Source organism: Streptomyces sp. NPDC059564 (genome assembly GCF_042735575.1).
Taxonomy (GTDB): Bacteria; Actinomycetota; Actinomycetes; order Streptomycetales; family Streptomycetaceae; genus Streptomyces.
Genome location: NZ_JBHWBP010000002.1, coordinates 54,918 through 72,731, shown reverse-complemented (window position 1 = coordinate 72,731; position 17,814 = coordinate 54,918). Strand labels below are relative to the sequence as shown.

At 68.8% G+C, this 17,814-nt stretch carries 16 protein-coding genes and 1 pseudogene; 4 read left to right on the top strand and 13 right to left on the bottom strand.

Annotated elements, in window-relative coordinates; all coding sequences use genetic code 11:
• Positions 1 to 25 precede the first annotated feature (25 nt).
• Positions 26 to 1,491 (bottom strand): annotated as a pseudogene (locus ACFV0Q_RS01025) (NF041680 family putative transposase).
• Positions 1,492 to 1,774: 283 nt separating this feature from the next.
• On the opposite strand from ACFV0Q_RS01025, the gene ACFV0Q_RS01020 reads away from it, so the two are divergent.
• Both ACFV0Q_RS01020 and ACFV0Q_RS01015 read left to right on the top strand, forming a co-directional pair.
• A complete protein-coding gene (locus ACFV0Q_RS01020) occupies positions 1,775 to 2,629 on the top strand; it encodes an MFS transporter (RefSeq protein ID WP_384998426.1) in 855 nt (284 codons plus the stop codon).
• Between the two features lie 495 nt (positions 2,630 to 3,124).
• Entirely contained in the window at positions 3,125 to 3,346 is a 222-nt protein-coding gene (locus tag ACFV0Q_RS01015) for a hypothetical protein (RefSeq protein ID WP_384998424.1), read from the top strand.
• Positions 3,347 to 3,395: 49 nt separating this feature from the next.
• Here the strand turns inward: ACFV0Q_RS01015 and ACFV0Q_RS01010 are convergent, their stop codons facing one another.
• The 4 genes from ACFV0Q_RS01010 to ACFV0Q_RS00995 all read right to left on the bottom strand — a co-directional run bounded on the left by ACFV0Q_RS01010 (position 3,396) and on the right by ACFV0Q_RS00995 (position 6,504).
• Positions 3,396 to 3,995 (bottom strand): hypothetical protein, encoded by a 600-nt coding sequence (locus ACFV0Q_RS01010; RefSeq protein ID WP_384998421.1) that lies wholly within the window; start codon positions 3,993 to 3,995, stop codon positions 3,396 to 3,398.
• Positions 3,992 to 5,257 (bottom strand): hypothetical protein, encoded by a 1,266-nt coding sequence (locus ACFV0Q_RS01005; RefSeq protein WP_384998419.1) that lies wholly within the window; start codon positions 5,255 to 5,257, stop codon positions 3,992 to 3,994. Before ACFV0Q_RS01005 ends, ACFV0Q_RS01010 begins: the two co-directional genes overlap by 4 nt.
• 3 nt (positions 5,258 to 5,260) lie before the next feature.
• The gene (locus tag ACFV0Q_RS01000; protein ID WP_384998416.1) at positions 5,261 to 6,007 is read right to left on the bottom strand and encodes an ATP-binding cassette domain-containing protein; all 747 of its coding nucleotides are present in this window, start codon (positions 6,005 to 6,007) and stop codon (positions 5,261 to 5,263) included.
• Positions 6,008 to 6,117: 110 nt separating this feature from the next.
• Positions 6,118 to 6,504 (bottom strand): hypothetical protein, encoded by a 387-nt coding sequence (locus ACFV0Q_RS00995; RefSeq protein WP_384998413.1) that lies wholly within the window; start codon positions 6,502 to 6,504, stop codon positions 6,118 to 6,120.
• Positions 6,505 to 6,941: 437 nt separating this feature from the next.
• Here ACFV0Q_RS00995 and ACFV0Q_RS00990 point away from each other — a divergent pair, with 437 nt between their 5' ends.
• Complete coding sequence (locus ACFV0Q_RS00990; protein WP_384998410.1) at positions 6,942 to 7,190, top strand: hypothetical protein; 249 nt, start codon at positions 6,942 to 6,944, stop codon at positions 7,188 to 7,190.
• A 633-nt stretch (positions 7,191 to 7,823) separates the two neighbouring features.
• Here ACFV0Q_RS00990 and ACFV0Q_RS00985 read toward each other — a convergent pair.
• Entirely contained in the window at positions 7,824 to 7,964 is a 141-nt protein-coding gene (locus ACFV0Q_RS00985; protein WP_384998407.1) for a hypothetical protein, read from the bottom strand.
• A gap of 198 nt (positions 7,965 to 8,162) precedes the next feature.
• Positions 8,163 to 8,342 (bottom strand): hypothetical protein, encoded by a 180-nt coding sequence (locus ACFV0Q_RS00980; RefSeq protein ID WP_384998404.1) that lies wholly within the window; start codon positions 8,340 to 8,342, stop codon positions 8,163 to 8,165.
• 134 nt (positions 8,343 to 8,476) lie between these two features.
• Here ACFV0Q_RS00980 and ACFV0Q_RS00975 point away from each other — a divergent pair, with 134 nt between their 5' ends.
• Positions 8,477 to 12,250 (top strand): hypothetical protein, encoded by a 3,774-nt coding sequence (locus tag ACFV0Q_RS00975; RefSeq protein WP_384998401.1) that lies wholly within the window; start codon positions 8,477 to 8,479, stop codon positions 12,248 to 12,250.
• A gap of 274 nt (positions 12,251 to 12,524) precedes the next feature.
• Here the strand turns inward: ACFV0Q_RS00975 and ACFV0Q_RS00970 are convergent, their stop codons facing one another.
• The 6 genes from ACFV0Q_RS00970 to ACFV0Q_RS00945 all read right to left on the bottom strand — a co-directional run bounded on the left by ACFV0Q_RS00970 (position 12,525) and on the right by ACFV0Q_RS00945 (position 17,803).
• On the bottom strand, positions 12,525 to 12,758 hold the full coding sequence (locus tag ACFV0Q_RS00970; RefSeq protein ID WP_384998398.1) for a hypothetical protein: 234 nt from the start codon (positions 12,756 to 12,758) through the stop codon (positions 12,525 to 12,527).
• A complete protein-coding gene (locus ACFV0Q_RS00965) occupies positions 12,755 to 13,405 on the bottom strand; it encodes a hypothetical protein (RefSeq protein WP_384998396.1) in 651 nt (216 codons plus the stop codon). Before ACFV0Q_RS00965 ends, ACFV0Q_RS00970 begins: the two co-directional genes overlap by 4 nt.
• Before the next feature lie 50 nt (positions 13,406 to 13,455).
• A complete protein-coding gene (locus ACFV0Q_RS00960) occupies positions 13,456 to 15,687 on the bottom strand; it encodes a hypothetical protein (RefSeq protein ID WP_384998393.1) in 2,232 nt (743 codons plus the stop codon).
• Between the two features lie 58 nt (positions 15,688 to 15,745).
• On the bottom strand, positions 15,746 to 16,483 hold the full coding sequence (locus tag ACFV0Q_RS00955; RefSeq protein WP_384998573.1) for a hypothetical protein: 738 nt from the start codon (positions 16,481 to 16,483) through the stop codon (positions 15,746 to 15,748).
• Positions 16,484 to 16,651: 168 nt separating this feature from the next.
• A complete protein-coding gene (locus ACFV0Q_RS00950) occupies positions 16,652 to 17,245 on the bottom strand; it encodes a Crp/Fnr family transcriptional regulator (RefSeq protein ID WP_384998570.1) in 594 nt (197 codons plus the stop codon).
• Between the two features lie 108 nt (positions 17,246 to 17,353).
• Positions 17,354 to 17,803: a hypothetical protein gene (locus ACFV0Q_RS00945; protein WP_384998390.1), complete on the bottom strand. Its 450-nt coding sequence runs from the start codon at positions 17,801 to 17,803 to the stop codon at positions 17,354 to 17,356.
• Between the last annotated feature and the right edge of the window lie 11 nt (positions 17,804 to 17,814).

Below are 17,814 nucleotides of genomic sequence, written 5' to 3'. Positions count from 1 at the left end.
GGCCCTAGTCTGCCGTTCTTGCTGTTCATCCAGTTCGCCGGGGCTTCGTCCCCTTCTTGTGGTGTGCGGGTTGGGTGTAGGACTCGCCGGTGGCGAGGACCCGCCCGACGTCGTAGTGAGTGGCGGGCCGCCGGTTCTTCGAGCCGAGCGGGCGGCCGGGGCCGGGCCGTGTGGGTTTCGGTGCACCAGCTGGCGTGCCCGTCTTCGCGCGCAGGTTCCTGAACCCCCGGCGGACGCGGGCAGGGGTGAGTCTGCTCGGTTCCGCCGGCCGCTCCCAGGATCGGCGCAGATCCCGTGTGAGGGGGCGGGCGAGGCGGAGTTGGGCGTGTGCGACCAGGACGAGCCAGGTCCAGCGGTCGGCCGCGCCAGAATCCCGGAGCTTGGGTCGGGTCCACCCGGGCGTCTGCTTGAGGAAGCGGAAGGTGTGCTCCACGTCGAACCGTCGCAGGAACGCCTGCCAGCACCGATCCACGTCCTCGGGCGGGCACCAGTCCGGGACCACCACAGCCACACGGGCTTGTTCACCCCACCGCTGGGCAGTTTCGCGACCGCCAACCGGATCACCGTGCCTTCGATGATCGGCAGGGGGCTCTCGTGGTCGAGCCACGCCGCCCGCCGGGTCAGCCGGGGGTGCAGCCGGTCCCACGCCTGGGCGGTCGCTGTCCCGTACCGGTCTGTGTCGGTCTCGGTCACCACCGCCACCTCGCCCCAGGTCTCGGGCCGCCCGAACGCGAACTCGCCGCCGAACTTGGGCGGGCGCCCACCCTGAGGCGGGCAGATCCACGGCACAGGGACCGGCTTGCGCATCACCCGGTCCGACCGGAGCCGCCCCAGCACTTCGACCGGCAGGTCAGCCAGGAGATGGGCGATGCGGGGAGCGTCGTAACCGGCGTCCAACACGAGCAAGACGTCCGGGTCACCAGCCTGCCACTGACCGGCCGCCACAAGTCGTTCGATGACCTCACGGACCTGGTCGGCGGTGACCGCGGCCAGGTCCGCGCCGGGCTCCAGCCGGATCGCGTCCAGCAGCGCGGTCCAGGAGGTCCGGCCGGTCTCCAGCGCGGCGACGATCGAGTACGGCCAGCCGGGCACCATCTGATGCTTGCCCAGGCCGCGGCCGAAGGTGTGGCAGAACGAGCGGTCCGAGCAGGTGTCCGCGTCCGGCCGCATCCACGGGGACACGTCCACCGCCAGCACCAGCCGGCCGTCACGGGCCCGGGGCAGCGGCACACCGGCCAGTGCCCGGCGCAGCCGGGCGACGTCCATCCGGCCTTGGTTGAGTCCGAAATACAGGGCACCGTGACCGCGTCGGTGCTCGGGAGCGAGGGCAAGGTCCACGAGCGTGCGGACCGGGCCTTCAGCGCACAGCAAGGCGTCGCACAGCTCGAACAGGGCGTCGCTCCGGGAGACCAGGCACGCGTACAGCTCCGACCGGAACCCTGTCACCGCCACGAAAGCGTCTCGTTGAACTTCGTGCTCGACCAGTTCCACGATCCCGGCCTCCGTGCCGCAGCAACCCTTCCCACAGGATCAGGCTCCGGTCCCGCGTACGTCCCGTGAACTGGGGAAACCCCGGACAAGTTCGAGCACCGTTCGACGGCAGACGTAAACGGCAAGCTAATACGACGCCTACGCAGCGATGGGCACCGACCATGCCGAATTCGTGTGCGGTGTGGGAGAAGGCTGCGCCGGTTGCTCCCATCGGGCCCAGGGTTGGCCGCGATTCGGTCGGGGCTTCTGTGCCCGGTCTGGCACGGATCGGCCCGGAGCACGCATGCAACACCTGCGGTTGTTGCGACGGCGGCCCGTGCTGGTGCTGTGGCTCGCACAGAGCCTCTCCGTCCTCGGAGACCGCCTTTACGTCCTCGCGGTCATGTGGGTCGTCTACGCCGCGACCGACTCGGCCTCGCTCATGGGCCTGGTCGCGGGCGCCGAGTCGTTGCCGTACGTCACCCTCGGCACCGTGGGCCGGCGGCTCGTCTCCCGCTTCTCCTCGTACCGGGCACTCGCCTGGGTCGACGGGGCGCGGGCAGCGGTCGCGGTCGCGCTGCCGTTCCTGTGGTCGCCCGACGCGCGGGGCATCGCTCTGCTGCTCGCTGGTGTACTGCTCCTCGGCACGCTCGGGGCGCTATTCGACCCCAACCTCGCCGCCCTGGTACCCGATCTCGTCGAGGCCGACCAGGTACAGCAGATCAACGGTCTCCTCGACCTCACGGGCCGCATCGCCCGTATCGCGGGCTCGGCCGACATCAGCCTGCTGCTGCTCTTCGTCTCCGAGGTGCAGCTCTTCACCCTGAACGGGGCGACGTCGCTGTGTCCGCCGTGGCGCTGCGCCGGTCGGCCCGCTGGTACGCGACCAACGCGGCCCGACGGGTGGCTGGCCAACCCGCTCACCACCGACCCCGTCACCGCCGAGCGCCAGGCATACGTGATCCTCGCTCGCCACCACGCGGGCGAGCCGGGATCGGTGCGCTGCCTGACCGCCCGCTACCGCACAGGCGTCTTCGCCTACGAACTCCTGGCCGACACAACATCCTGCCGGACCTCCACGGCGCCTGCGACATCTCACGAACCCTGCTGGCCGGCCACCTCAGTGATTGACGGACGATGGTGGCCTGCCGCTGAGTGACGACGGCGTTCCGGATTACGGCCTGAATCAGTCCATCGCGAGATGTCGATTTAGGGGTCACCGTCATTTGATGTGCGGTAGCGCGCCGCTAGAGGGTGGTTTAACTCAGCCGATGAAACAAAAAGCTACCACCATAAGGAGTAACCGGACTGGCTGATTCTGCTCATTCGTTCCCGGCGATGTGCCAGATTCCGGACCGACCCGCCACGCCCCCCTTTAGGCGACTTGAATATCCGACTAGCATTCGAACGGCTAGGCGTTTCGCGTCCAGCCTCTAAGCGCGCGCCTTGATGAGGTATGCGCCAATATCGTCGGGAGGGGTAGTAGATGAAAAGGAAGATCGCAGCGTCCATCGCTGGAGGGGTGCTTCTGGTGGGGATGGCAGCGCTGCCGGCTCAGGCTGAGAATTCTCGCACCAGCTACATCTCATGGTGGCAGCCGGGTAAGGAGTCGAGCCGCTGGTGGGACAACAGCAGCGACTCCGCCAGTACCACGGTGGCCCTCAACAACTGCGAGACGACCGCACATTTCAGCTGGGCCTCGCTGTCCCTGTGGCGTGACATCGACTTCGCTCCGGACCGCGGCTACGGCGGCAGGACGAACTACTGCGGGGCGTCGGAGTGGGGTGACGTGGCGGCCGGGTCGTACTACTTCAAACTGGACAGCTTCTCGGGTGGTGACGCCTTCAGCGCCGGCACCGTAAACATCTACTGGTAGAGGTGTGCAAATGCGGGCCCGCGGATTCTGTGGGCCCGCATTTGAATAACTAATGCAGAACTCTCCATCGCGCGGGATTCCTCCGTAGCGAGAGAGCGGCGAATCCCGCCGCCAGCGCGAGCGCGGCTGCGGTCATTGCAATTCCAGAATTCGCGTCATGCAGGAGCCACGCCCAGACCTCGGGCTTGCCAGATGGGGTCCATCCCGTGTTTGCCAATCCGATGGGCAGCAATGTCGTCAGGACAGCCGATGCCCGGGGGCCGATGAATGCGGCGAGGATCATGGCGATGCCGATGTAGGCGCCGATGTTGCGCCCGCTGACAATGGCCATGGCCGATCCGGACATCAGGTAGATCAGGCCCGTTGCGGCGGCTACCGCGAGGGCGATAGCGGCGCCCAGACAGGCATTCCACAGGTTGACCGGACGGGCTGCCGTGGACTCGATCCGCCGGTCTGTGCGTTCCTGCCCGTACATGAGGACGACGGCTGGCAGGACGGTCAGGAGGTGCCCCGCGAGGAATACGCCGGCCTGCCCCGTCAGGACCGGGATGGGCAGCTCGACATCGCCCAGGAGGATGCCCAGGACGACAGTGAGCGCAGCGGCTCCGGCAAGGCCTTGAGCGGCCCGGGCTTTCAGCCACCAGTTCATCGGGTCAGCGCCGCAGGGGTGATCTGGGCCTTGGTGGTGCATCCCCGCATGGCCTCGTTGTTGAAGCGGTACCAGGCCTGCTGCTCCTCGCGGGGCAGGGTCCGGATCCGGTTGACGAGGTCGAGGGTGGGGGGATCGAAGCGTCCCGAGAGGGCCTCGGCGGGCATTCCGGCCGTGACCAGGAGCCAGGCGGCTGTGGGTGGCTGTGCGGGTGCGGCCGGGTAGGGGCCGTCGGCTGCGCAGGCCGGTACGGCCGGCATCAGGCTGAGGGCAACGCCGGCGACCACGTCGGCGCCTCGGGGCTTGGTGGTGATGCCGAGTTTCGCCTCGCCATTTCGCGTGGTCGCCGCCATGGTGAAGGTGGCGGAGGTCTCGATGCCGGCGTTGGTGAGCTTGTGCCGCACGGTGTTCACTGTCGGCCGGATCTTGTCCGGGTTCTCTACCTCGGGCCACAGGCACACCGTGGTGTCGGCTGCCTTCTCGCAGACCAGGCCCCCGGTCGGCCGGTCGGCCACAGGAGTAACCGGGATCGGAATGGCGACGGCTACGGCCAGGCCGGTGCCGATGATTACGGAGGCCGTCATCGCTGCGATGGTGCGGGGCGTTGTGCGGCTGTTTATGCCCATGAGGCAAGCAAGGATGAGGCCGCCGGTGAACAGCACGACCGGCCATACGGCACGTCCGTCGAGCACCTGGTCCACCGCGCAGCAGTCCGCCAGCCCCCCACCGATCAGGTGCCGGATCCACAGGATGCTCCAGGACACGGGATAGGCGTTGAGGAAGAACGCCCCGACGAGAACGACGGGTACGGAGATCACTGCTCGCCATCGCAGTCCCGCGCAGAACCCGAGCAGAGTGTTCATTACGACCATGAGGACCACGGCGAGCAGCATGTGCAGGTCCGGCAGCCCGGCGCTGACGCCTGCGGCATCGGCCGAGAGAAGCAGTGCGGCCAGGGAGGTCAGGAGGGCTCCGGCTACCACCGGGGCCAGGACGGGCGCGGTGATCGCGAGAGGACTGCGGGCGGCTGTCTGTCCGAAGACCTTGCCCTGTGTCAGGCGCGCGCCTTCCCAGGCCGCCAGCCCGGCGGAGATGGTGCAGATGAACGGGAGGGAGTGCAGGGAACTGCCGGTGGCGGACGGCCAGTAGCCGGCTGTGGTCCAGGCGGTCAGATCCCGTGCGATGGCGCTCATGACGAACAGGATCAGGAAGGGGATGACGTAGACGGCTGCCGAGGAGCGCAGCAGGGTTCGCAGCATCATCCCTTACACCTCTCCGCGGACGAGCTCGGCGTACGCGGCCTCGGCGCGCTCGCGCGGGTTGTCCGTGCCCGCACCGGCGAGCGCGTGAAACGCCTCGGTGCTGCCCTGGAACCGGACCTGGCCCTGGTCGAGTACCACGACCTCGGAGTAGGAGTCGGCCAAGTCCTCGGTCTGATGAGTGGAAACAACGATGTGCACGTCCTCGCGGAGCGTGTCCAACAGCTTCCGGAAGATCTTCCGCTGCGTCGGGTCCAGGCCGGCGGTCGGTTCGTCCATCAGGATGAGCTCGCTCTTGTGAGTGAGCGCCCCTGCCAGTCCCATGCGCCGCTTCTGGCCCCCGGACAACTGGTGGCTGCGCCGATCCGCGAGATCAGTCAGCTTCACTCGCTCGAGCGCTTCCTTGGAGGCGTCCCACGCAGCAGTGCGCGACATGCCCTTCAGCCAGCCCATATAGGCGACCTGCTCGCGGACCTTCAGCCCGGGAATCGCCACCACCTCCTGGGGCAGCCACGCCACTGCCCGCACGTAAGCAACCCGCTCCCGGCGGCTGCCCGGGGTCGTATACCGCCAGGAGACCGTTCCCGTCTCGGCCTGCAGGTGCGTTGCAGCAAGCCCCATCAAAGTGGACTTCCCGGCCCCATTGGGCCCCAAAAGAACGGTGGCAGGACTGGAGATCGACAGGTCGAACCCGTCGAAGACGGCCGCGCTCCGCGTGTAGCGGAACCCGATCCCGGTCAAACGCAGTGTCATGGGCTTGTGCTCAATCCGCCCGCAAGGGGCTGTGCGCAGCGCTGATGTGGTCTGGCTCTGAGACGGCCCGGGGCCCGGCGATCGTTCCACCGGGCCCCGGCCTGCATCGGTTACCAGCCGATGTTCACATCGTCCACACTCAGGTTCGAGCCGCCGCTGAAGTCGGTCAGCTTGAAGTAGTACGAGCCTGCGCTGACACGGCCGTAGTAGGTCGTGTTGCAGTAGTTCACCTTGGTGGCGATGTTCTTGTCAGGGCTCCAGCTGACGTCCTGGAAGACGGCCACCGTGGCCGAGTTGAAGGAGCTGTCGGTGTAGCAGTTGGAGAAACCCACCGTGGTGGTGTTGGAGTCGCTGTTGTTGTCGTACCAGCGGTTCGACTCACCACCCCGGCTCCAACCCGCGATGTAGCTGGTCCTCGACCCCTCAGCCGAAGCCTCCGTCACGCCCAGAGCGAGCAGCGTCACACCGCCCATCGCGACAGCCACAGCCTTGCGCATCGTCTTCATACGATCCCCTCCCAGCGACGGTCCCACAGGCACGCCGGAGCCCGTCATCGCAGTCCGTGAATGCAAATCTCGGCGATCGTACGTACGTGCGGAGCCGTCGTGGATGCATAAATCTGTTGCCAGCCAGCGCGGACAGAACGGAAGAAAAGGGCCGCTCCTGCATGTCCAGCGACGCAAGCGGAGGGCAGGCCGCCAGCTCGCAGCCCATCACTGCAAACATGTGCAACCCGAGAGCGGAACCGAAGGAAGCGGACTTCCGAAGCCAGACTTGTGGGCAAGCAACACTTCGTCAGGACGGCGAGGTTGACCCAAAACAAGTATCCGGCTGTGCACCGCGGGGCCTTCGGTCTTGATGGGCTCGACAAGGTCGTGCGGTTCGTCCTCGGGGAGCCTCGGGAGGTGCCGGTTCAAGGTGTGGATCTTCAGGAGTGGCTCTTTGCCGGCTGTACGCCCTCTTCCACCTCTCCGGCACCCGCGGCCTGCGAAGGGGCGAGTGCGTCGGCCAGGAGCGGTCCGACGTCGACCTGGACGGTGAGCAGATCGCCCCGGCCAAAGAGATAGTGGCGGAGGGCTGGGACCCGTACGAGTCCGCGCCGAAGAGGGACGGCAGCGCCAGCCCGATCGCTCTGGACAGCCTGAACATCGCCGCCTGCGCGAGCACCGCGCCCCCCAGCTAAAGGAGCGGGAGAAGTGGGGCGACGCCTGGCAGGACATCGGGGACGTTGCGTTCGTCGTCGCCTCAGGGGTTCTTCCCGTGTAGTCACGTTCCCCGTGCTCGGCGGTTGCTGAGTTGCCGCCTCGTCAGCGACCGCTTGGACGGGACGGCTGCGTCCCTGCGCACGCAGGGATCGGACGGACTCTGCTCTTAACGGGGGGCATCCCCGCGCACGCGGGGAACTGGCAGGAGGCGCTGTGCGAACACCTCTGACGGGTCATTCCCGCGATTGCGGGAGAAGGTGACGCGGGTATGCAGCGCGAACACCTCCGACGGACCATCCCCGTGTTGGCAGGGAGCTCCGTACGGGCCGAGGTTAGCGTCCTGAGCAGCGGTCAGCCAGGGCGGCAGTCATGCGGAGGCACATGCGGCCCGGGCATCCTCCTCCATGAACTGTGCCCCCCTCGTCCGTCGGTTTGTTCTAGGCTGGAGGGCGGCTACGAGTCGGCTCGGACACCTCCCCTCGGCAGATCCGTGCCTGTTGCAGAAGCGTCCTCCTGCTGTGATTGGCCCCCGACCCACGACAACGGGGCAGGGGCCCGGTGAGAGGGGCGACGATGGCTGCTCCTCGGCGGTCCGAGCCGAGGAGCAGCCATCACCACATGGCGTCGACCAGCTTGGCCATCAGCGCGGAGACGAACCCCGCGATGACGAGCGCCAGCAGCCACATGACACCGGTCAGCGCAAGCCGACGTACGTCGCGCTTCCGCAGCCTCTCCCGTAAGCGAACCCGCATCCTTGACTCCTCCTGCACCGAAAGGTCCTCCCCACGATGGGCAGGACTTGTCGGCGCAGGGCTCCTCGACGAGGCTCACGGTGCTCACCACATCATGAACGGCGAGGGGATGCAGGCGACTTGGCTAAGACATCTCACGATTTTCTAACTCCTCTGAGTAAGCCGCTCAACTCGCACGTGTTTCCCCTCCATGCAATGTCAGCGCTGATCGTCGCGCCGCATCAGGATCGCCAGGGTGGCCCGCGCGTCGCGGCGGCGCTGCGGATTGCGGGAGAGCACCGAGGACCCGGCCACCGCAGCGATGGCGCCGGCGTAGACGAGCCCGGTGGCGGCGGTCAGGGTGGCCGCCTCGTGGAAGACGGACTGCAGTACGGACATGGGAGATCCCCCTCGGGATGGTCACCCGGCGGTCTTCTCCACGGGGTGCGGTTCCACAGGTATCCGTTGTCCGATGGGTTTCCGGCGATGTACGCCGAGCCAGAGTCGAAGCAGGTGTACAGGTCAGGGAGGGGATGCCGGTGATTCCGGAGAAGTCTGCGGCGGACGGTGGGGGAAGCGGCAGGCCGGCGGCCGGGGGCAGGGGACTGGGCTTCGCGGAGGACCTGCGGGCGCTGTACGCGGCAGCGGGCGGGGGGACCGAGTTCGGGCTCAAGCACCTCGTCGGTCTTGGCGAGCCGCACGGCTTCACGGTGGCGGACTCCACCCTCAGCGACTGGCTGAGGGGCCGCTCGGTACCTGTGAGGCCACAGCACGTCCGCTACGTACTGAGCCTGCTGATCCCCTTCCTGGACGGCCGGGCGGTACGGCGGTCCCCGGAGCATCCGCCCACGGGTACGGAGACCTGGCGCGCCCGGCTGGAAGCGGCACAGGCCGTCCGTAAGAGCGGACAGGGAGGCCGCGGCCGCCGCGTGCACGCGGCCTCGCCCGGCCGCCTCTTCGGTGTGCCCTCCCAGGCCCTCCAGGACGTCCTCCCGCACGAGTTCGCGGGCCGGGACGAGGAGCTGGCCGCGCTGACGGCTTTCACTACCGCCCCGGACGGCGGCCCGGCGTACGTGTGGTGGCAGGCGGACGCCTGGGCCGGCAAGAGCGCGCTGCTCGCCTGGTTCGCCGACCGCTGCCTCCCCGCTGGGGTCGACGTCGTCCACCACTTCATCGCCGGGCGTCTGGGCACCAACCACCGCCAGGACTTCGTCCTGGCGGTCGGGGAGCAGCTCGCTTCCGTCGTCGGCCGGGAGGTCCGGGCAGTTGAACGCGGGCGGCCGGAATGCCTGCCCAGGTTGTTCGAGGACGCCGCGCGGGCCAGCGCAGGACGGCATCGGCGCCTGCTGCTGATCGTCGACGGCCTCGACGAGGACGCGGACGCCGCCCCGGGAGGCCGGAGCATCGCGGCGCTGCTGCCCAAGCAGCCCCCGCACGGCATGCGCGTCATCGTGTCCGGGCGTCCCCACCCGCAGGTCCCGCACGATGTCGCGGACGGCCATCCGCTCCGGGATCCGGGCACCGTCCGCCGGCTGACCGCCTCGCCCGCAGCCCATGTCATCCGGGACACCGCCCTGCGGGAGCTGGATGCCCTGCTGGACGACCCGCTCGTGGGTTCCCGGCTGCTCGGCCTGCTTGCCGCCGCCGGGGGAGCGCTCACCGGCGCGGACCTCGCCGCACTCGCCGGAATCAGGCCGCACGACATCGACACGAGGCTCCGTAGCGTCGTCGGCCGCAACATGGCACCCACCGACACCGACCACCTCCTGCTGGGCGGGCAGGCCGATGCCGAGGCCGACGTCGGCCAGCAGACATTCGTGCTGGCACATGAGGAACTGCGCCGGGCCGCGGCCAACGCCCTGGGCAAGGACGCCCTGGCCGTGCACGAAGGTCAACTGCACACCTGGGCCGACGGATACCGCGAGCAGGGCTGGCCCGAGGACACCCCGAACTACCTGCTCACCGGTTACACACGGTTCACGCAGCGCAGCCGGGACACCGACCGGCTTCGAGACCTCGTCCTCGACCCGAGGCGCCAGCTCCGTCTCGTACTGCGCTCCGGGCTGGACGTGGCTCTCGCCGACCTCGACCTCGTCGCGCCGTACGGTCCCGACCCTGTTCCGCCGAGCCTCGCCGCCGAGGCGGGGGTGGCCGTATCGCGGGAGGCACTGCTCCCGTACACGCGGCCCCTGCCCCGGTCGGTGGCGCCGACCGTCGCTCGGCGCGGCGACGCGCGGCGGGCCAGGGCCATGGCGGGAGCGTCCCCGCAAGCCTCGTTGAAGGCGGCGGGCCTGGCCGAAGTGGCCCGTGCCCTGGCGGAGTCCGGACACGATGACGCCGAGGAGACCGCGCGGGAGGCGGCGAAGTGGGCTCGGAAGGCCCTGCGTGAGGCAAGCCCCGTCGAGTACGCCACAAACGAGGCGGAGGCGGCTGCCGGCCAGGCCGCGCTCGCCCTGCTGGTGACGGAGCAGGTGGAGGCGGGCCTGGACCTGCTGCGCTCGACCCGCGGATCGAGCACGGCGCGCTATGAGGCATGGGCGGAGGCGGCCCGCCTGCTGGCGCCGCATCGGCCGGACGCGGCGGCGGCACTGCTGGACACGCTGGAGGAGGAGGCCGAGATTCTGGCGGACGACGACGGTACCGTTGCCGTACAGCTGTGGGAGACCGTCGCGGCCCTGGCTTCCGACCGCACGGACCGGCTCCACGACCGCATCTTCAACCACGCCGAGCAGGTGTGGGCTGCGGAGCCCACCTTGGAGCACGTGTCCGTTCTGGTCACCGCGGCCTCGGCATTGGCGCAGGCCCGTCCGGAGGCGGCCGCGGCCTTCGTCGAATCGGCCCGGAGCCACATCGAGTCCATGCTCTTGAATGCCACCACGCCGCTGTCATCGGCGGACGCCTTCCACCTGGAATACGGCTTCCGGTACACCGTCGCCCGGCTGGCCCAGGTGCTCACCGATACCGGAACCCCTGCCGAGCAGGTTCGCCGCTTCGTCGATGAAGTGGAGCAAACCCTCCCCGGAGGGCGCGTAGACCCCTCCGAGCAGCCGGGAGACGATGACGACTCCGAGGCCGACAGGCTGGCCGACGAGGCCTTCCGTTTGGCGGGCCTCGGCAAAGACGGTGAGGCGAAGAGCCGTCTGGACGATGCCCTGGCCCGGCTGCCCCTGGCCGGATCGGACTGGGGGCGCGCCCCTTCGTGGTTCCCCGCCCTGGCCGGAGCACTCGTACGTATCGATGCCACGGAGGATGCCGAGCGGCTGATCGACCTGTGGGAAGCCCCGGCCGACCGGGCGCGGTCGCACGCCGCCGTGGCCCTGGCCTACGCGGACTTCGGTCTGGGCATCGAGGCGCGAAGGCACGCCTGCCAGGCGGCGCAGGCCGCCGCGGGGTCGGTTCCGCAGGGAGGACGGGCGAGCCACCCTGCGGGCGTCTGGGCGCTTGCCGCGCAGGCGCTGGCCTGCGCGGGGGAGAGAGAAGCAGCCGTGGACCTCATCCGGCAGCACACGATGCCTGTGGACCGCAGTCAGAAGGCGGCGTGGAGAAAAGCTGACCGGCTCGCCCGCATCGCCGTGGCCGCCGGACTGTCGGACCACGACCCGGACTCGGCGAGCGACCTGCTGCTCCGGCTCCTCGACGATCTGTACGCGGGCAGGAAGGCGCCGCGCGCCCTGGCAGCCCTGCTGGCCCGGTGCGCCGAGCTCCTTCCCGCCGTGGCCCATGCCGGACACCCGCACGAGGCACGTCTGCATGAGCTGAAGGACGCCGCAGTCGCCTACGCGGACCAGAACGGCCCGCAGACTTGGCAGCCCGAATCGGCCCTGGTACACGCCCTCCTGCGGATCGGCGCGGGGGAGGACCCAGGCCGGCAACTGGACTGGCTGACCCGCGACCTGGCGAACCGCGGGCCCGAGCACTTCCCCACAGCGGCCCTCGCGGTGGTCCACGCGGTGTTGGGCGACATCGAAGCGGCCCGCCGCGTTGCCGGGCGGCCGACGGACCCCCGGACCTGCGGGGCCGCGCTCGCCGCGCTCGCGGGGCACCTGGCCCGAGTGCCGGTCCACCCGCTTCCCGGCACCGACGCGACGCAGGCCGATCCCTTCACACGCACAATCCGGCACCTGGCCCTGGCCGTCTCCCCGTACGCCTCGCCTGACCCACAGGCGGCCGCAAGCTTCCTCCACCAGGCGCTGGCCACGGCCGGCTGGCACCACGCCCTACCGGCGCTCGCCCAGGTGGAACCTGAAGCGGTCCTCCGAGTACGGGACATCGCCGCCGTCCACGCCCGCGCAGCGGGCGGCAGCTGACCCGAAATCCCGAGGCCGCCTGCCACGAGCAAACGAAGAGTGCATCGCCCCCGGCAGCGGCTGGAGCGGTACCAGGGTGTGTGCGAAGCTGTGCTGAGCTCTCCGCCTCGGCGGGGGATGCACCCCTCAACGGGCCCAAGGGTGACACGGGCGCTGTCTTGTCCCCGCCATTGCGGGGATGGTCCCGCTCTGGGCAACCTGGGCGAGCAGCTCGGGATCCGTTCCCCGCACCCGCGGGGAGGGACAATGCGCCACCACAGCCTGGGTTGGTGGTTCACGGCAGGCGGTGGCTGTTGCTCTCCGGCCATGCCGTGTCGGGCTCCTCCTCATCCTCGATGGGGAACTCGTGGCCGTGAAGCCGGTAGACCATCTCATCGGGCGCCGCCAGCATGCGGGCCCTGCGCCAGGCCGCGTCGAACGACAGGCCGTTGTCCGCCTCTCGCTGCAGGCGGCGCGCACGCCAGGAGGTGCGCGGGTCGAGGACGAGCCGCCAAAAGGTCAGGCTCATGCCCCGCGTCCTTGTGCGGCGTCTGAGCGACGTATGGATGCGGTGTCCGTGGGCGATTGGCTCAACGCCTTCTCGTCCGTCAGAGTCCGGAGAGCCTCGCAGAGCGCGAGCATGGCCCGGTTCTGCAGCTCGATGTCGTCGAAGCCCCGGCCGACCGACTCCCACTGTTCGAGCACGGGCTGCCACCACTCGTTGGACGCGACGATCCAGCGCGCCAGGCGCTGCCAGTCGGCCACCTGCCCAGAACCCGGAAAGTCGGCCTGCCGCTCTATTCGGTCGAGCACGAACAGGTCGGGATGCTCGTACAGGTTCGTTCGCAGGAACCGCAGGCGCCGAACGCGTGCCTCGTCCGCCCGCAGTTGCGCGACGTTCTCACGTGCGGTTTCCGAGAGAGCCAGCTTCACACGTGCACCCAGGCACCGGTACGCATCGGCGCGCGTGTGCTGCGGAGTGCCGAGCTCGGCGTTGATGGTGTCCTGCGCGGTGCGCACCTCCACCGCTTCGAAGCGCCGCGCGACCTCCCCGGCGGCTGACAGGGCCTGGCTGAGCACGAGGTCCTCGAGGTTGGGCCGCGTCCGCAGGGCAGGGCGCCATTCGATGGCGAACGTGGCCTCGAAGTAGATGCCGGGGGTCGCGCAGCGCAGCATTCTCGGCTCGGTACAGCGGATGTTCCGAGTGCGACGCTGCCAGGGCCACCTCACGCCGGAGTCCGTTCGAGCGGGAACACCGAACGCACCCGGCTGTCGACGAGGCGGCCCCAGAAGTCCTCCGCCGCGTTGGTGTCCTCGCCCAGGGGGATTCCGGCCAGTGCCTGCATCAGATCCATGGAGGCCTTGAACATCTTCTGGCCGCGCAGTGCCGGAACCAAGCGGTTCCGGATGAGGGCGTAGGAGGCTGGATCGGCTGCCGAACGCTTGATCCATTCGGTGAGCCGGTCGATGACGTCCGGCGCCGTGATGACATCCCCCAGCAATGCCTGCAGAGTGCGCTCCACGTCGACTTCGGACGGGGCCTCCTGTGACAGCAGCCACGGGGTGGTGCCGTTCGGGACCGACATCAGGGTCAGGAAGGCTGCGGCGCCTGCCCTGCCGGACCGTCCGGATTGCTGCCAGGTGTGTACTTCGGCGACCAGTCGCGCGACGCCATCGGAGCGCCGGGCCAGTTCCTCGAAGGCGCGGAAGACCTCAGCCTGGATCGCTTCGTCACGAGCAGTGTTGGCGACACGCCGCAGCCGGACCATCGCCATCCTGGCCTGCGAGGAAGTGACGTCAGCCGAGTGCAGGACGCGTCGGCAGGTGGTCACCACCGCGGTCGCGTGCTCCTGGGCCGATGCCCAGCCGTACAGAGTGGCCCAGGCGTGGCGGCCGGCGTGCTCGTCCAGTACGGCCCGCGCCATGACCGCGCTGAGCAGTCCCTTTTTCGCCGTGCGCGCCAGTGATCCCAGCTGTGTGAAGGGCAGTGCGGTCCCGTGCCGCAGGGTCAGGGTGACAATGGCGTCCACGACGCGTTCGTTCGCGTCGGCGCTGCCGTCTGCGGCCATCAGCCATTTCAGCAAGGGATCGCGCATGACCTCGTAGTTGTCCCAGACGTAGGTCAGCACGGCCCTGCCGTACCCGGGCTGGTCGAAGACGACCCCGTCGTGGGTGTCGACCGCTGCGCCGGCGTCCACGATGCGGCGACGGAGCCCGCGGCCCGCGAACACGGCACCTGCTGTTGACGCGAAGCCGCTCTTGCCCGCGTCGTCGGTGCTGATGATGTCCTGGAGGCTTCGCGCGGCCTTGGCCACATCAGGCATGGGAGCGGACTGGTGCACGGCCAGGGCCAGGAGGAGGCAGCGGTCCTCGACCGGCAGCGATGTCTCTTTCCCGACGTGCGTGACGACTGATTCACCGAACAAAATATCGAGTTTGTCTCGCCAGTCCGACAGCGCGGCAGTGATCCGTGCGGTGAGCCCGGCGTCGAGTGCGCTCCACGACGGGTCGTCCACCGACAAGGCGGATCCGGTCAGCCGCGTGTGTTCCTGCCAGGCCAGGACGACGGAGTCGGCCGCTCGGACCGCCTCCACGGCATCCAAGCCGTTCAGCGAGACCTTGGTCCGGTCGATGGAGTGAAGGTAGGGCACCAGGCCGGGAACATCCCGATCCTGCAGATGGGCCTCCACGACCTCCTGCGCAGGAGGAGGCGCATTGAGGTGGACCACGTGGATACCGGCTTGAGACGGCAGGTAGTGGTCGACCCAGAGGTCCTTGGCCACGTTCAGGACGAGATAGGAGTCGAGGCTCTCGAGCAACTCGGCATGCTGCTCGAGCCCCTTGAGGAAGTCGGCGGAGACGCGGTCGCGGTCGGGGTCTTTGAGGTCGAGCTGGTAGGCGTGTTGGTTCTCGGCCGGCAGCCGGCCCACCTTCGGGACCTTCCAGTCGGCGTCGAGTTTGACGATGTCCGTCTGATCGTCGGTGTGCCGGGCGAGCAGGTGCAGGGCCAGTGTGGTCGATCCGAACGAGCGCGGGGCCACGATGATCAGTACGTGCCGCCGCAGGCGCCGTTCGTCCAGATCCAGCGCCTGCCTCCAGGCCTCGGTCCACTGGCCCTTGCGGACGAGCGGTTCTTTTGTGATCCGGTGACGCTGAAGCGTGGGTCCTTCGAGGATGTCCCGCTTGCGGGTTTCGACGTTCATGGTGTGGATGGTGCCGACGACCATCTCCGGATGATTCACCGTGATGGACGCCGGACCGGTGTTCGGGCCCGGGGCCGGAAGGGCCGGAACGAGCGCTGGCAGGTTCGTCGGCAGGCCGCTCGCGGCCGCCGTTCCGGGCAGGACGTCCGCTGGTGGATCCAACGGCTGCGGATTGTCGTGGCCCTGGTGATTCTCATGGACGGGGGAGAACCACTCGGCAGAGCGGGGCGGAGGATGCGGCTGCTCGTCGGACATGCGGTTTCTGCTTCCTTTCCACGTGGGCGGCAGGGGCTGGGCGGTCATGCGGTGCGGGTCAGATCCGGCGTCGGTCGATCCGCATCGACTTGACCTCGTTGATGACGGTGGTGTCGGTCATCGGGCCGACGAACCGGAAGACGGTGGACGAGCTTTCCGGCTCTGCCGACGGAGTGGACGTCGAGGCTGCTTTTCCACCGCTGGGTGTGCCCGGCATGACGAGCGGGGCCAGGGCGTGCGGCGTCATGCGTGGCACGTACAGCCAGCAGGGTTCCTCGAAGGCTTTGCCGTCCACTCGGGCCGTTGCCCGGAGGAAGTGCTCCGCGTCAAGGCCGGGCGTGCGTCCTGCTCGGACGGTCCGGCGGAATGCTGGCTCCGAGACGACGGCAGCGAGGAGACCGCCCCGATGTTCCTGAGCCGCGGTCAGCGCCTGTCGCACGACCTGGCTGTCGAGCAGTCGGCATACCTCGTTGATGGCGTCACCGCGGTGATCGGGCAGGGACAGCGGACCGACATGGACGGCGGCACGCAGGCGGATCGGAGGGGCGCTGGCGAGACGCTGACGGTCGTACCTGACGAGCGCAGCGTGGAGGTTCTCCAGGAGGGGATCGACCAGCCTGGCGATGTCCGCGGCGGGCAGCACGAGGATGGCGCCGTCGCCGGTGTCCTTGAACGCGCCGGGCGGAATCCGCGGGTCGGGCACTCCACTGTGAGCGAGCACGTTGGTGAGTACGTCGTCCAGGTCCGAACGTACCGGGGCCATTTTGGTCTCCGGGATCTGGCTGTAGCCCTGCATGTCCACAGCCAGGAGCGCCTGCTCCGGAGGGACATCGAGGGAGGAGGGCGGGGGATGGGGCATGGTGTCACCGGCCTTTCGGCTACGACGGGGGAACCGGGTGCCCCATGCTCATCGGCCCGAGCGCACAGTGGTGCCCACTACTGGGCACCACCCGGGTGCGGCCGGTCACATCGCGTTGTGAGCGTGGGCCTCGATCGATGCGATGTCGTGGATCAGCAGCCCTCCGGCCGGATCCGTCGCCAGCCATCCTTGTTCCCGCCACGGCTTGATGGCCGTGCCGACTGCGTTGCGGGAAGCGCCGATCATTTGGGACAGCTCCGCTTGAGTCAGCCGCACACTGACCCCGAGTTGGTGCGTCGATGCCGCCTGGACGAGCCGGCTCAGCGCACCGGCGAGGCGTGCGGGGACACAAGCGGTCGCCAGTTCGAGCCGGACGGCTTCCGACTCCCTGACACGGGCGATCGCGTGCCGCAGCAACGGGGTGAGCAGGCCGTTGCTTTCGATGAACGAGAGGAATTCGGGAGCTGGAATCAGATGGATGCGGCAGGCCTCGGCAGCGATCACGGAGGCCGAGCGGGGTTGCGCGTCCAGGACGGCCATCTCGCCGAGCAGCTCCCCGGGGCCGCGTATCGCGAGCAGGGCACGCTCGCCGTTGGGTCCTGTCAGGGTCACGAGGGTCGACCCCGAGGCCAGGAGGACCACGTGGGTGCCAGGATCCCCCTGCCGTAGGAGAACGCTGCGGGCTGGTCGCACCCGCATCGGAGCGAGGTCGCACAGCTGCGACCACAAGTTCGTGCCGATCACCGAAGCGTGCGGCTGATACATGTCCCCCCAAACGTATGGACCGTCCTGCAGGGGGTGAGGGTTTCAGGACATGACAAAGGCGAGCAACAGGCCCATTCCGGCCACACCGATTGCGGCCACTGTCAGATCCGCGGATGCCTTCACCGCCCGGAATTTCCGGCGCGCGAGGCGGGTCAGGACGACGCTTCTCGTAGCCCTGGGCCCAAACTCCTCTGCGGAGACCACCTGGCCCGGAGTTCTGCCTGGGGGCTCCGTACCTCCGCTCTCACCACTGGCGGATTCGTCCTGCCACATGAGCCCGTCCTCTTTGGGAAAGACAGGACGCAAAGCCCTCAGCGCCGAGACAAGAGCCGCCCCGAGAAGGACCCCCACCAGTGCCAGAACCCAACCGAGCACGCGCGACGAGCCGGTCGGCGCGGTCAGAACCGCTCCCGCGACAATCGCCAGCAATCCACCGGTGACACCACACAGCGCCGTGGCCTTCGTATCCGCACGCTGTATTTCAACGAACATGCTGTCCGCCC

What these genes read in the sequence shown, in the direction of transcription:
- ACFV0Q_RS00945 (WP_384998390.1), bottom strand. Translation starts at nt 17,803, where the DNA reads ATGTTCGTTGAAATACAGCGTGCGGATACGAAGGCCACGGCGCTGTGT.
- ACFV0Q_RS01010 (WP_384998421.1), bottom strand. Translation starts at nt 3,995, where the DNA reads ATGAACTGGTGGCTGAAAGCCCGGGCCGCTCAAGGCCTTGCCGGAGCC.
- ACFV0Q_RS00955 (WP_384998573.1), bottom strand. Translation starts at nt 16,483, where the DNA reads ATGCAGGGCTACAGCCAGATCCCGGAGACCAAAATGGCCCCGGTACGT.
- ACFV0Q_RS00975 (WP_384998401.1), top strand. Translation starts at nt 8,477, where the DNA reads ATGCCGGTGATTCCGGAGAAGTCTGCGGCGGACGGTGGGGGAAGCGGC.
- ACFV0Q_RS00995 (WP_384998413.1), bottom strand. Translation starts at nt 6,504, where the DNA reads ATGCGCAAGGCTGTGGCTGTCGCGATGGGCGGTGTGACGCTGCTCGCT.
- ACFV0Q_RS00970 (WP_384998398.1), bottom strand. Translation starts at nt 12,758, where the DNA reads ATGAGCCTGACCTTTTGGCGGCTCGTCCTCGACCCGCGCACCTCCTGG.
- ACFV0Q_RS00965 (WP_384998396.1), bottom strand. Translation starts at nt 13,405, where the DNA reads ATGCTGCGCTGCGCGACCCCCGGCATCTACTTCGAGGCCACGTTCGCC.
- ACFV0Q_RS00980 (WP_384998404.1), bottom strand. Translation starts at nt 8,342, where the DNA reads ATGTCCGTACTGCAGTCCGTCTTCCACGAGGCGGCCACCCTGACCGCC.
- ACFV0Q_RS01000 (WP_384998416.1), bottom strand. Translation starts at nt 6,007, where the DNA reads ATGACACTGCGTTTGACCGGGATCGGGTTCCGCTACACGCGGAGCGCG.
- ACFV0Q_RS01005 (WP_384998419.1), bottom strand. Translation starts at nt 5,257, where the DNA reads ATGATGCTGCGAACCCTGCTGCGCTCCTCGGCAGCCGTCTACGTCATC.
- ACFV0Q_RS00950 (WP_384998570.1), bottom strand. Translation starts at nt 17,245, where the DNA reads ATGCGGGTGCGACCAGCCCGCAGCGTTCTCCTACGGCAGGGGGATCCT.
- ACFV0Q_RS00960 (WP_384998393.1), bottom strand. Translation starts at nt 15,687, where the DNA reads ATGTCCGACGAGCAGCCGCATCCTCCGCCCCGCTCTGCCGAGTGGTTC.
- ACFV0Q_RS01020 (WP_384998426.1), top strand. Translation starts at nt 1,775, where the DNA reads ATGCAACACCTGCGGTTGTTGCGACGGCGGCCCGTGCTGGTGCTGTGG.
- ACFV0Q_RS00985 (WP_384998407.1), bottom strand. Translation starts at nt 7,964, where the DNA reads ATGCGGGTTCGCTTACGGGAGAGGCTGCGGAAGCGCGACGTACGTCGG.